Source organism: Caldalkalibacillus mannanilyticus JCM 10596, from assembly GCF_000615945.1.
Classification (GTDB): domain Bacteria; phylum Bacillota; class Bacilli; order Caldalkalibacillales; family JCM-10596; genus Bacillus_AT; species Bacillus_AT mannanilyticus.
Genome location: NZ_BAMO01000015.1, coordinates 1 through 13632, shown reverse-complemented (window position 1 = coordinate 13632; position 13632 = coordinate 1). Strand labels below are relative to the sequence as shown.

Annotated in this window: 11 protein-coding genes; all 11 read left to right on the top strand. The window is 38.7% G+C overall.

Annotated elements, in window-relative coordinates; translation table 11 throughout:
• The first annotated feature begins 28 nt into the window (after positions 1–28).
• Positions 29–397 carry a winged helix-turn-helix transcriptional regulator gene (locus JCM10596_RS09985; protein ID WP_025027009.1) on the top strand — a complete coding sequence of 123 codons (369 nt, stop codon included), beginning with the start codon at positions 29–31 and terminating at the stop codon, positions 395–397.
• A 98-nt stretch (positions 398–495) separates the two neighbouring features.
• Positions 496–1302: a uroporphyrinogen-III synthase gene (locus JCM10596_RS09980; RefSeq protein WP_025027008.1), complete on the top strand. Its 807-nt coding sequence runs from the start codon at positions 496–498 to the stop codon at positions 1300–1302.
• A gap of 148 nt (positions 1303–1450) precedes the next feature.
• Entirely contained in the window at positions 1451–2272 is an 822-nt protein-coding gene (gene speD, locus JCM10596_RS09975) for an adenosylmethionine decarboxylase (protein ID WP_025027007.1), read from the top strand.
• A gap of 333 nt (positions 2273–2605) precedes the next feature.
• Complete coding sequence (locus JCM10596_RS27760) at positions 2606–4258, top strand: alpha/beta hydrolase (protein WP_025027006.1); 1653 nt, start codon at positions 2606–2608, stop codon at positions 4256–4258.
• A gap of 227 nt (positions 4259–4485) precedes the next feature.
• On the top strand, positions 4486–5544 hold the full coding sequence (locus tag JCM10596_RS24840; protein ID WP_051541262.1) for an extracellular solute-binding protein: 1059 nt from the start codon (positions 4486–4488) through the stop codon (positions 5542–5544).
• Complete coding sequence (locus JCM10596_RS27755) at positions 5516–5878, top strand: hypothetical protein (RefSeq protein WP_051541261.1); 363 nt, start codon at positions 5516–5518, stop codon at positions 5876–5878. Before JCM10596_RS24840 ends, JCM10596_RS27755 begins: the two co-directional genes overlap by 29 nt.
• A gap of 125 nt (positions 5879–6003) precedes the next feature.
• On the top strand, positions 6004–7848 hold the full coding sequence (locus tag JCM10596_RS09960; RefSeq protein WP_081791995.1) for an SLC13 family permease: 1845 nt from the start codon (positions 6004–6006) through the stop codon (positions 7846–7848).
• A gap of 114 nt (positions 7849–7962) precedes the next feature.
• Positions 7963–8046, top strand: a complete 84-nt coding sequence (locus JCM10596_RS31280; protein ID WP_148302561.1) for a putative holin-like toxin — start codon at positions 7963–7965, stop codon at positions 8044–8046.
• 163 nt (positions 8047–8209) lie between these two features.
• Positions 8210–9334, top strand: a complete 1125-nt coding sequence (locus tag JCM10596_RS09950) for a copper amine oxidase N-terminal domain-containing protein (protein WP_025027004.1) — start codon at positions 8210–8212, stop codon at positions 9332–9334.
• A 219-nt stretch (positions 9335–9553) separates the two neighbouring features.
• Positions 9554–9808 carry a hypothetical protein gene (locus JCM10596_RS27745; protein ID WP_051541258.1) on the top strand — a complete coding sequence of 85 codons (255 nt, stop codon included), beginning with the start codon at positions 9554–9556 and terminating at the stop codon, positions 9806–9808.
• Positions 9775–13632, top strand: a 3858-nt coding sequence (locus JCM10596_RS24835) for a condensation domain-containing protein (protein ID WP_148302556.1), incomplete at its 3' end; no start/stop codon positions are given. The genes JCM10596_RS27745 and JCM10596_RS24835, both read left to right, overlap by 34 nt.

The window sequence follows — 13632 nt, the reverse complement described above, 5'->3', positions numbered from 1 at the left end:
ATTTGTATACTATTGGGAGGGGAATGACATGAGAAACCGTAAAAGTGGTTACGGCTTATGTGGGGAAGAATTGCAATATTCATGCCCCGTAGAGGCGACGCTAGATGTAATAGGAGGAAAGTGGAAGGGGATTATTTTATTTCATTTGTTAAACGGGACAATGCGGTTTAACGAGTTCCGCAGACTCATGCCAGGAATTACTCAGAGAATGCTGACTCTTCAATTGCGTGAGCTGGAAAATGATAAAATCATCCATAGAGAAGTATACAAACAAGTTCCGCCTAAGGTGGAATATTCCATTACGGAGTTTGGCAGGACATTAGAACCGATCATTTTTCAAATGCGTGCTTGGGGTGAAGAGTACCGGAAGATTGTTGAAGGTGAGAGTGGATCATAGTATGATAAAGGCTACATATAAGTAGACTGCCATCAGCTGGAGTCTTTACTCCACCTGGCGGTTAGAAGATAAATACGTTGAAGAAATGAGGAAGAGGAATGTCAAAAGGGCTTAGTGGAAAGCGAATCGTTATCACCGCTTCACGTAAAACAGAGGAAATGTGTACATTGATTGAAAAACAAGGGGGGATGCCCCTCATTCGTTCTCTTCAAGGAACGGTGTTTTTAGCTGAGGCAGAAGTAGAGCCTTCTCTTAGGCACTATATTCGAGAAGGAGCAGATTGGTCGATTTTCACAACGGGTATAGGGACAGAAACGTTAGTGACAATTGCACAAAAATTAGAGCTGGAACATGATTTTTTAGACGTAATCAAAAAATCAAAGGTAGCATCAAGGGGCTATAAGACGGTTGCTGCTCTAAAAAAAATAGGGGTAACACCTTTAGCTGTTGATGAAGATGGGACGACGCGTGGATTAACAAGAGCGTTGGAAGAAGTTGATTTTACGAATCAAAAAGTGATGGTTCAGCTTCATGGGGAAACAGCCCCCACTCTTACTCAATTTCTAGAAAAGAGAGGGGCTGAAGTGCTTCATATCTTACCATACCAACACATCCCACCTGAAAAAGAGACGGTTCAAAAACTATGCACAGAAATCATTAGTCATGAAGTAGATGCAGTATGCTTTACCACTGCGATTCAAGTGCGTTCCTTGTTTTCTTATGCAAAAGAGCAACATTGCCTAGAGGAAGTGATCTCTTCCTTCAAAGAGAAGGTACTAGCAGTTGCAGTAGGAAAGGTGACGGCTGAGGCGTTAACGGAAGAAGGAGTCGAGCGTTGGTTAGCTCCTCAAAACGAAAGAATGGGCGCTATGATTATGGAATTATCTCGCTATTATGGAGAATAATAATCCAGCTATGTTCCATGTGTCAGACAGTCTTGTGAAGAACAAGACTGTTTTTTGTGTTTTTAGCACAGAAATGGACACCCTAGGAGTAGACCCCAAAAATAGGTGTTAAGAAATTGAATAGAATAAAAATAGGGAGGAAGTAACGATGAAACTAACTCCAGAACAGCGTGTTACCTTACATGGATTTAATAATTTAACTAAATCATTAAGCTTTAATATGTATGATATTTGTTATACAAAAACGAGGGATGAGAGAGAAGCATATATCCAATATATTGATGAACAATATAATGCGGAGAGGTTAACGAATATCCTCAAGGCAGTGTCAGAAATTATCGGTGCCCATGTATTAAATGTGGCAAAACAAGATTATGTACCACAGGGTGCTAGCGTAACTTTATTGGTATCCGAAGGCCCTGTTGTAGAAGTGCCGACCGAATCCTTTGAAGAGTCACCGGGACCTCTGCCAGACAATGTAGTGCTGCAATTAGATAAAAGTCATATTACGGTTCATACATATCCAGAGTACCACCCTGATGAGGGGATTAGTACTTTTAGAGCGGATATAGATGTTTCAACCTGCGGTGAGATATCCCCTCTTAAAGCTCTAAACTATCTTATTCGCTCCTTCGATACGGATATAATCACGATTGATTATCGGGTCAGAGGCTTTACCAGAGATATTAATGGGCATAAACTATTCATTGATCATGAGATAAGCTCCATACAAAATTATATTCCTGATGACATAAAAAATGTGTATGACATGATTGATGTGAATATTTATCAGGAAAATATTTTTCATACAAAGTGTAAATTAAAAGAATTTGATCTGAACAACTACTTGTTTGGATATACCAAAGAAAAGCTGGAAGCTGAGGAGATAGAAGATATCGCGGCAAGAGTTAAGTCTGAGATGGATGAGATTTTCTATGGCAAAAACATGAATCATGGATTTATACAGTGATAGGGATTGAGTCCTTACATGTATCAAGCAAGACTTGTTTCTAAGTAACTAGGAGGTACTTAGAACAGGTCTTTTATTTTTATTTTTTTTTTGACTATTATCTAACTTTTAAATTTGCTATTTATTAACATAAATAGATTGACTTTTTTGAAAAAAATGTAATATAATAACTTCAGAAGTCAGATAAGAGTCAGTCAGCTACAGCTTGACCAAGCAATGATACTTGATTACTTAAGGGGGAATGCTTACGGATAGCCTGTATGCTTAGTGTTCAAAATGTCATTGTGTCGGGGAGGATTAAGGAAAATAATTAATGAAAGGTGAGGGGATGAAATGATAGGTCAGTTTAGAAAGAAAATGATTGTGATTCCGTTATGTTTGATTATGCTGTTCGCAGTCTTATTGTCAACACTAGAATTAAATACTTTTGCAGCTAATGCTGCTGTTGAACAAATGTTCTTGGAGGATTTGGCGATTCAAGAAACCCAGAATTCGAATTTTTCACAGCTAGGAGGTCCTGACCTTCTGTTTTTTGAAGAAAACTTCGATGATTCCACTAGATTTGGTTCCACAGGTGGAGTGATCATTCCTGAACCATGGATTCAGGAGGGGTCTAATAATAGTACAGCGAGAACCTCAGCATCCAACTATGCTCCATCTGTACCAAATATGGTCAAAATTGATGTGACAGATGCATTAGCACTGCCATTAAATACAACAGGGTATGACAATATTAAGGTAAGTTATTCCACAAGAGCCTCTTCCTACAGCGCGGGCAGCATGATTGTAGAATGGTCGGCTGACGGTGGAAGCAATTGGACTACCTTAGAGGAATTCAAACTCCCAGCTGGTACGACAAGTTCTCCAAATACAGAGAAAACATGGAACTTAGGAAATCAAGCTAACAATAATCCAAACTTCAAGGTGAGATTTAGAGTTGGAAACCCTATTAGCGGAAATATCTATTTTGACAGTGTTGCGATTTCTGGACAAGCTATCCCTGGAATTACGCCGGTTATTCCACCGATTTCTCCACCGACTGACCTACCAGAAGGGAAGTCTTGCACAGACTTTCCAAGTACAATCTTATATGAAGATGTGGAAATTGGTACAGCAGGGAACCGTCCGATCTATATGTCTATCGCAGTTCCTGAAACCCCTCCAGCAGATCCAATGCCCGTAGTGGTATATGTTCATGGAGGAGGATGGAACCATGGAGATCGAAAAGGAGATAATAACGCTACTTTAAGAAATATTTGTGGTATGGTAAGTAAGCGAGGCTATATTGGAGTTACCGTTGATTATCGTTTGACAGGAGAGGCTATTTATCCTGCTCAAATCCAAGATGTTAAGCTTGCGATTCGATACTTAAGAGCTCATCGTGGAATGTACAAGCTAGATCCAAGTCGAATTGGTGTCTGGGGAGTGTCAGCGGGAGGTCATCTTGCTTCTTTATTAGGGACAACTGGAGATTTAATGCAGGGTGAGTTGATTGAATTAGATAATGGAAATATTGTTGAAACCTTAGATCTTGAAGGAACTGGAGGGTGGCAGGAATATTCGTCCAAGGTTCAAGCTGTTATTGATTGGTATGGACCCGCTGATTTTATAACTCCCGAGGCTAATAAGGATCGTTCATTAACAGCATTATTAGGAGGACCAGCTGGAACATTACCTAATCTTGCGCGCTTGGCTATGCCCGGTACCTATGCCTCATCAGATGATCCTCCATTCTGGATTCGTCATGGTAAGGATGATAAAAGAGTTCCTTATACACAAAGTGAAAAGTTCGCTCAGCAATTAAGAAATGGTGGAGTACAGGTTGTTGATCTGAAAATAGTTCCTAAACAAGGGCATGGCTTTACTGGTGAAGCCAAAACTCAAGCAGATAGAGAAGCTTGGGCATTTCTTGATCAGCATGTGAAAAATAAGGTTGTAACAAACCCGATTATTTATAAACCGGGTTATAACCCTAATCAGCAATAAGCTAGGAGAATGGGCATTAGCATGTATTTATACTAAACAAAGAAGCAGTAGATGTAAGGAAATCCTTAATCTACTGCTTTTTTCTACGAGATTTTAGCTCGCTTGTACTCTAAACAAGAGTGTGAAATCTGATAAACTTGAGTTAGGTATCTTTTTTCTAGTATGCTTAAAATACATTTAATGAACATGTTATATGAGATAGGTCGGGATATAGAGGGGGTATGAATATGCAGAAGAGAAGCAGTCGAAAAAACTTTCAAGCACGCTTGGAGGAAATGATAGAATGTCTTCGAGATGAGATAAGAAATGGTGCTTTAACAGTGGGAAGCTTTCTTCCCTCAGAAAAAGATTTGGAGAAACGCTTCAAATTAGGAAATAGCTCTATTCGAAAAGGCTTAGCTGTTTTGGTGTCAGAAGGATGGATCGAAAAGATTCCGAGAGTGGGCAACCGAGTAATCAATATAGGATCAGAAGAAAAAACCATCATTAAATTTGGGTATTCGAGTCGCTTTCCTCAATTAATCGAATTAGAGCAGATCATTGAAAAGTTTCATCAAGAATATCCTACGATCCATGTTCAATTATTAGAATTACCTTTGAGTGAATATAGCTTTTCCTTAAAAAGCTACCTAGAGGCTGGGGTTCTTGATGTGGTTATGCTAAGCAATAACAATTTTCAATATTTTATAGATACCTCAAATACGGAGATGCTTGAGAATGTTTCAATGAACGAGGAAATGTTTCCTTTTTTAAATCAAGCATTTCAACACGAGGGTTGTTTATTGGCTCAACCGTTTATTTTTTCACCTGTGATTCTATGTTATAACCGTGAACATTTCCGTCAGGCAGAGGTATCTGAACCAGATAGCAGTTGGACATGGCACGATTTACTGAACGCTGCACAGCAAGTAGCGATGAAGAATCATACCTATGGGTTCTATTATCATTTGCCTTCTCGGAACCGCTGGCCTATTTTTATGCTCCAGAGTGGTATGAAACTAGTTCCAGATGAGCACGGGAAATACAAAGTGAAAGGGACTAAATTAGTCGAGGGATTGACGATATGTCGGGATATGATCTTAAACCCTGACGTGTTCCCCATACTTATAACGGAAAACGAAGCTGATGTGGAAGCGCTCTTTCTGGAAGAGAAGGTGTCTGTCATTATGACGACCTACTTCTATCTTAATGCCTTTAAAGATTCAGGGCTTACTTTTGATTGTGTCGCCAATCCCTACCTTCGAAAACTCGGATACATTGTTAATTACTATTGGTTTAGCGATTAATAAACGTTCAGTGGTGAAGGAAAAAGCAAAACAATTTGTAGACTATATGACTTCTTATCAAACACAGTTACATATTAGACAGCATACGCTTACTTTGCCGGCAATGCGTAAGGCGACCGAATGGGAAGGGCAGGAATCAATTTATAGACCTTCCCGATACTTTATGTTTCGTGAAATTGTTCCTACATACAAGCAAATCACAGAACTTGGTTTAAATAATAAGCAATTTATTGATATTCAGTTAGAAATCATGCTTTATGTATCTGGAGTACATGATATAGGTGCATTTTGTAGCCGATTAGAAGAAATACTCTCGAACATAGAGGAACGGTAAATTTTCATTCAAAAAGTATTTCATAATACACAGAATATTCATTGATCACTTGTCCTAAAATAATGAAAATCCGTTACAATGATACTATTCAAAATGTTTTATTGAAAGGACAATAATCATGACAGATATGCAACTGGTTTTTTTCATTTCTTTTCATCACAACCATTTGTTTTTTAATTCCTCGCTTCCGTGCTGATCTTGTATCGGTTTGTGCTTTGTTGGCACTGCTAATAACAGGGCTTTTGACAGTACCAGAGGCATTTGCCGGTTTTTCTAATAGTGTGGTTATCATGATTGCCGCCCTTTTTGTTGTAGGGGAAGGAGTCTTTCAGAGCGGACTAGCTCAGAAAGCGGGTCAATTATTGGTCAATCGGACAGGGAACAGTGAATTTAAGCTGACGATCTTTATGATTTTGCTCGTTGCTCTGCTAAGTGGATTTATGAGTAATACTGGGACCGTAGCCATCCTGCTTCCGATTGTAGTCAGTCTATGTCAGCAGATGGAGATTCATCCTGGAAAGCTATTAATGCCCTTGGCTTTTGCCAGTAGTATGGGAGGGTCTCTCACCTTGATTGGGACACCTCCAAATTTGATCGCTAGTCAAAGCTTGATAGATAATGGATATCAAGGACTTTCATTTTTTGCTTTTGCTCCGATAGCTCTGGCTATCCTGTTAGCAGGGATTGCCTATCTATGGTTTATTGGTCGTCGTTTGCTGGATAAGCCTCTTGAAAAAGAATCGGACGGGTCGACTCGTTTTAACGGAGAAGAGTTACTAAAACAATATAAAGCCCTCTCTTTCATTCATTATGTGCTTATTCCAGAGCAGCACCAGGCTGTTGGCAAAACCTTAAAAGAACTGCAATGGCCGAGTACGTATAATGTAACTGTATTAGAGGTAGTGAAACAAGAACATAATGGACGATTCCGTCTACCAGGTAGTTCATCCATGCAGCAAGTAACTGCTGGCCCAAACGATATACTTGAAGCGGGTCAAATCTTAATTCTTTATACAGATGAAGATTCTTTCAAGAGGTTTCTTGGTACAACAGCTTTGGAGGAAGTGAAAGTAGAGTTAAAAGAGCGACTATCCTTAGAAAAATCTAAACTAGCTGAGGTTATTTTGACTCCTCAGTCTAGATTGATCAATAAATCGATTAAAGATATTCATTTCCGAGATAAATATGGCCTAACAGTATTGGCAATCAATCCTCAGTACAAGGACCCTAAGCGCCCATCTCAGAAAGAGAAACTTGCCTATGGTGATGCCTTGCTTGTCCATGGTGATTGGGGGAATATTAATCTCCTTGCCAATGAAAAGAATGATACAGTTGTATTGAAATATGCGAAGCAGTGTCCTGTACAGAATGAGTTTCCTTATCGACCTATCGTTGCAGGTTCCATCCTCCTGTGGATGATGGTTATGATGATGTTTGAATGGATTCCTTCTGTAGTATCTATTGTCATTGCTGCAGTCTTAATGATCTTAACGGGCTGTGTCAGACATACAGACCAAGCATACCGCTCGATAAATTGGCAAACGGTCGTGCTTATCGCCTGCATGATTCCCATGGCAACGGCATTAGAAAAAACGGGTGGAGTCACGTTCATGTCCGAAGGGTTAATTTCGGGTTTAGGTCAGTTTGGTCCAGTCGCTGTATTAGCGGGATTATATCTTATCGGATCTGTTTTCAGTCAATTTATTAGCAATACTGCAACGGCTGTATTATTATATCCTGTCGCCATTCTAACCTCACAGCAGTTAGAGGTTAGCCCTATTCCCATGGTGATGGCTGTCGCCTTTTTAGCAAGTATGTCCTTTTCTACTCCTATTGCAACCCCGCCGAATGCCATGGTAATGGCAGCAGGAAAATATACTTTTTTTGATTTTGTTAAGGTAGGGATTCCGTTACAATTTATTGTTGCTATAATTGTCGTGATTCTGTTGCCGTTATTGTATCCATTTTAAGCAGGAGCAGAAGAATAAAGTGTTTTTAAAAGAGAACGTATGTTTCCATCCCTTTCGTGTCATACTAATGGATAATCAATCGATTTTACGATCCGATAAAAGGAGTGGTTATCCGTGGAAGTAAAGGACACATTAGTTTTAATGTTGATGTTCGGTATGTTTATCCTTGCTTTGCTGACTTATATGAAGAATAAATAGTAGCTGGAATTTATTTCTGGCTATTTTTTTATGAAAAAAATCACAAAAACCTATTTATTTTAGTAGCGGATGTGACGATAAAGTAAATATGACAGCGAATGGGATGGCAGAAAATTCCTTGTCATATTCTACTTATCATCTAGGCAAAAAGGAGAGAACAAACTTGAAAAAAACCTTGTCATTATTCTTAGTATTTTTTATGCTTTTCGCACTTGTCTCAACAGTAAGTGCAGCAGAACAACCCATCACTGTGAAAATCAATGGTGAAACGCAAACCTACAATCAACCTCCAGTGATCAAAAGCGGTTCTACCTTAGTGCCCCTGCGTGGAATCTTCGAAAGCTTAGGAGCAAGTGTTTTTTATGATGCTAGTACGAAGAAGATTCATGCAACAAAAGGTTCGACAGTAGTTGAACTTCAATTAGGAAAAAAAGAAGCTCTAGTGAATGGAAAGAAGGTTACTCTATCAGTGGCAGCTGAAGTGATGAACGGTTCAACGATGGTACCTCTTCGTTTTATTAGTGAATCATTAGGGGCTAATGTCGTATGGGATGGGGCAACAAGAACGATTACCATTACAAGCAAACAAAGCACCTACAAATCAGTAACAGATTATCAAGGGACTTGGATTTCTAATTCTCAACGCCTAGATATCTATTTTGTTGAAAAAGATCTTATTCGCGTGTTTTATTATTATGATACAGGTACACAATCTGGTCCGTATTGGTATGACTATGCCTACGCTAGAATCGATAGTGAAGGAATTGCTGATTTTACAGCCTATAATGAAGCTGGAGATCGCTTTTTCTTTGGCGGGGTTACCTTATTAAATGATGAGGTTCACTTAGAGTTAATCGACCTAACTACAGAAAAAGAAATGAATGTTACATTTACAAAACATGATAAAAATGTGTTTGGAAATACAAAGTTAACAACTTCAAAAGAAAACCAAGCTAAACTAAAGAACCTAGCAGATGAGTTTGTTAAAACAATAAATAATCAAGATGTTAAAGGATACCTTTCCTTGATCGATTCCAATTCTCCAGATTTCGACACGTTAGTGGAAATGCTCGAAACGGAAGAAATTACCGAAACTGTGAAGCTAGTTAGCTTTAACCTTTTATTTGGTGATGATGAATATGTAGCTGCTAAGGTTACCGAAACCTATACAAGCAAGGACTCTTCTGACCCTTATACGTACACAGCTACTTCTATAAAAAGCTTTGTGAATGTTGATGGTAAATGGAAATTAGGAATGGCAACATATGTAGATTTTTATTTTGAATAAAATATCTTCAAATTTTTAAAGCTCCTTGGGACTTCCTGAGGAGCTTTTTTCATTTGTAAAGAATTTATAAATTTTGCCTAATTAATTGACGCAATGTAACATTTTGTCTAAAATAGTTTCATAAGGTGGATGCATAGACAATTGGTATTATTCCTTCTTATTTCTATTCTCATAGATAGTATAGAATGACTAAACTTGAATAATTGGAGTGATGCACTAATGGATCTAGTGAAAAAAATTCAAGATTTAAGTAAAGTTCATTGTTTCAACGGGATCACTTTTATTTCTAGTGAACAGAATGAAAAGTATGTTTCGTATCAAGATTTATATCATAGGGCGTTAGCTGTCTTACATGATTTGCAAGCACAAGGAATGAAACCAAAACAAGAACTAGTCTTTCAAATTGAAGATAATGAAACTTTTATCTATGTTTTTTGGGCATGTATTCTGGGAGGCATCATCCTGTTCCTGTGACGCCTAGTGCAAATGATGAACTTAGAAATAAAGTATTAAAAATCTGGAACACGTGTCACCGTCCCTATCTTATTAGTGACCGCAAAAGTTTTTCCTCATTTGAAACCTTTCTCTCTGAGAAAAAGATAGATTCCGCTCCATTGCATGACATAAAAGATCATACACTTTTAATTGAAAATCTTACATACTCCTCTTCAGAAGCAAGCATCTATTGTCCTAAACCTACAGACATTGCCTTCATACAATTTTCCTCCGGTTCTACTGGTGATCCAAAAGGTGTTGTTTTGACTCATGAGAATTTAGTAACAAATATTCAAGCCATCGAAAAGGGAATGAATATGCAAGAAAATGATGCAACGCTTAGTTGGATGCCACTAACTCATGATATGGGCTTAATTGGATTTCACATCTTGCCAGTTTTAGCAAATAAGCAGCAGTACTTAATGCCTACTTCTCTATTTGTTAGACGTCCAAATTTATGGCTTTCTAAGGTCCAACAGCATCAGGCAACCTTAACTTCATCCCCGAATTTTGGATATCAACATTTCCTACAACATTTTAAGCCAGAAAATGCTTCAAATTGGGACTTGTCCCATCTACGACTTATTTTTAATGGTGCAGAACCTATATCCGCTTCACTATGTCACGAGTTTCTAGATGAAATGGAGAAATACGGATTAAACAGAGGGGTAATGTTTACTGTTTATGGAATGGCTGAGGCTAGCTTGGCAGTTACTTTTCCACCACCTGGCCAGGAATTTAGTACTGTTTATCTTCAAAGAGATCATCTAAACACAGGGCAAGAAATTATTGAAGTCCCAGAGAAAGATGATAGAACAGTTACCTTTGTAGATGTAGGTTATCCCGTTAATGATTGTCTGATTCGAATATGTGATGAAAACCAACAAGAGGTAGAAGAAAAGATCATCGGCAATATTCAAATTAAGGGTAAAAATGTCACAAGCGGTTATTATAACAACGTTGCAGCAAGCCAAAAAGCCATCACTGCTGATGGCTGGTTAGATACAGGAGATTTAGGATTTTTAAAGGAAGGACGCCTTGTAATTACAGGTAGGTCGAAAGATATTATTTTTGTCAATGGTCAAAATTATTATGCCCATGACCTAGAAAGGGTTGCTGCCACTGTCCCTGGAATAGATCCAAGTAAAATCGTGGCATGTGGAGTATCAGAAAGAGATACACAAAAAGAAGTCGTTGTTCTTTTTGTTATGTTCCGCAAAGAAATTTCCAAATATTTGGAATTGTACGAGATGATTAAAAAAACAATGCTCTATAAAATCGGCATCATGGTTCATGAAGTGATTCCTATTAAAAGTATTCCTAAAACAACCAGTGGTAAGGTCCAAAGATATAAACTGGCTGAACAATATGCATGTGATGAATTTGCAGAAACGATCGCAGAACTTCACAAGCAGCTCGAAATTCAAGCTGAAACAAAGGTGGTAGAACGACCAGAAACGGATATAGAAATAAAACTAGTCCAAATCTGTCGTGAGATCTTGGGAGTTAACGAAATAGGAGTACAGGATGGTTTTCTTGATTTAGGTGGTCATTCTCTAAAAATGATGGAACTTATTTCAAGAGTTCATGAAGAGTTGAGCGTTGAACTGACAGTCAAAGATATTTTTGACAGCTTGACGATTAAAGAGTTAGCTAAAAAGATTGAGCACGCAGAAGAAAGTGGCGCATCAGCTATTCTCCCAGTAGAAGAACAAGAGATCTACCCTGTTTCTTCTGCTCAAAAAAGAATCTATCTTCTCACACAGCTCGAAGAAAGCGAAAGAAGCTATCATATCCCGATCATTCTCTCCGTGGAGGGAAGGGTTGATTATAAAAGACTAGAAGAGAGCTTCACTAAGCTTATACATAGGCATGAAATCTTAAGGACTTCCTTTGATTCTCTAGATGGTAAACCAATCTCAAAAGTACACGATTCCATCCAGTTCAAACTGACATACCTTAAAGGAAAAACAAATGTAGAAGAAATAATGAATCAATTTATTCAACCATTTGATTTAAGACAAGCCCCTCTGTTTAGAGTTGGAATCATCCAAGTAGCTGAAGCTAAACATTTCTTAGTGCTGGATATGCATCATATCATTTCTGATGGTACGTCGATGAATCTATTTATTCAAGAATTTGCATCCTTGTATAAGGGAGAGGAAGTTCCTGCTATACAGTTGCAGTATAAAGACTTTGTCAATTGGCAAAATGATAGGCTGCTAACTCCAGAAATGAATAAACAAAAAGAATATTGGCTGCAAAATTTATCAGGTGAGCTTCCAGTATTAGCAATGCCTACAGACTTTTCACGACCTGTCACCCAGAGCTTTGAAGGCAACAGTCTTGTTTTTAGGCTCGATCGAACCTCTACAGAAAAACTATACCAATTAGCAACGAATACGGGAACAACCCTATATATGGTCTTATTAGCTGCGTACAACATTGTCCTATCAAAATATACCGGTCAGGAAGATCTTATTGTAGGCTCTCCAATTGCTGGGCGTACTCATAATAGCTTACATCACATGATCGGAATGTTTGTTAACTCCCTAGCAATGAGGAATTTTCCCCAGTCTACTAAATCCGTCAGACAGTTCATTCATGAAGTGAAAGGAACGGCTATTTCTGCTTATGCGAATCAAGATTATCCCTTTGATGAACTACTTGACCACTTATATCTAAGAAGAGATGTAAGTCGGAACCCTGTTTTTGATACCATGTTTGTTCTTCAGAATATGGAAATAACAGAGCCAGAAGTAGAGGAGCTGACGTTCGCTCTTCAGGACTTTCAGGATAACGTTAGTAGATTTGATTTTTCGTTATTTAGTCAGGAAATCACTGATGGGATTCACTTCACTTTAGAGTATGCTACCAAGCTGTTTAAAGAAGAAACCATGCTACGTTTCTTCCAACATTATCTAAAGGTTCTAGAACAAATAGTAGAAGAGCCTGATCAGAAGCTGTCAGAGATTGAGCTTCTCTCAGAATTAGAGAGGGAAGAATTGCTCTATACGTTTAATCATACAAAACATGACTACCCTTCAGATCTAAGTCTTGCTGAGCGATTTGCAGAACAAGTGGCTCATACTCCCGAGCAGATAGCGATCGTGTTTGAAGATCGGAAGCTGACCTATCAAGAAGTGAATGAGAAAGCGAATTTAGTGGCAAAACACCTCCAACTGCATGGAGTTCGACCAAATCATCCAGTAGGAATCATGGCAGATCGTAACCCTGAAACCATTATAGGTATCTTAGGGATTATCAAAGCAGGAGGAGCGTATCTTCCACTTTCTCCTGATTATCCAGTAGATAGAATGAAGTATATGCTAGAGGATGCTGGAGTGAGCCTGCTTCTGACACAAGAGCAAAGAGAAGAGTTTCTTGCTTTTGAGGGGGAGAGCCTGAATCTGCAGGAACTGCTTTATTCTAGCGAGAGCGGGGAAGAAGGAGAAGCGACAGCCAAAAAAACAAGTGGAATTTTGGAGCCGATTGCTTCTACAGCAGAAGATCTAGCCTATGTGATCTACACCTCAGGTTCTACAGGGCAACCTAAGGGAGTCATGGCGACGCAACGGGGCGTCATGCGCTTGGTTTGCAATCCTGATTATGTGGAGCTGAAGGAAGGAGATTCGCTTCTGCAAACAGGAGCTTTGGTCTTTGATGCGTCTACCTTTGAAATCTGGGGAGCCTTATTAAATGGATTAACGTTGGTGTTAGTTCAGGATGAGGTGATCTTAGATGTAGAGTTACTAGAAGCGGCAATAAAAAGACACGGAGTTTCTACGATGTGGTTAACCTCG

Bases quoted from the DNA above. Each gene is read 5' to 3' on its own strand.
- JCM10596_RS09985 (WP_025027009.1), top strand. From the start codon at position 29: ATGAGAAACCGTAAAAGTGGTTACGGCTTATGTGGGGAAGAATTGCAA.
- JCM10596_RS09980 (WP_025027008.1), top strand. From the start codon at position 496: ATGTCAAAAGGGCTTAGTGGAAAGCGAATCGTTATCACCGCTTCACGT.
- speD (WP_025027007.1), top strand. From the start codon at position 1,451: ATGAAACTAACTCCAGAACAGCGTGTTACCTTACATGGATTTAATAAT.
- JCM10596_RS27760 (WP_025027006.1), top strand. From the start codon at position 2,606: ATGATAGGTCAGTTTAGAAAGAAAATGATTGTGATTCCGTTATGTTTG.
- JCM10596_RS24840 (WP_051541262.1), top strand. From the start codon at position 4,486: ATGCAGAAGAGAAGCAGTCGAAAAAACTTTCAAGCACGCTTGGAGGAA.
- JCM10596_RS27745 (WP_051541258.1), top strand. From the start codon at position 9,554: ATGGATCTAGTGAAAAAAATTCAAGATTTAAGTAAAGTTCATTGTTTC.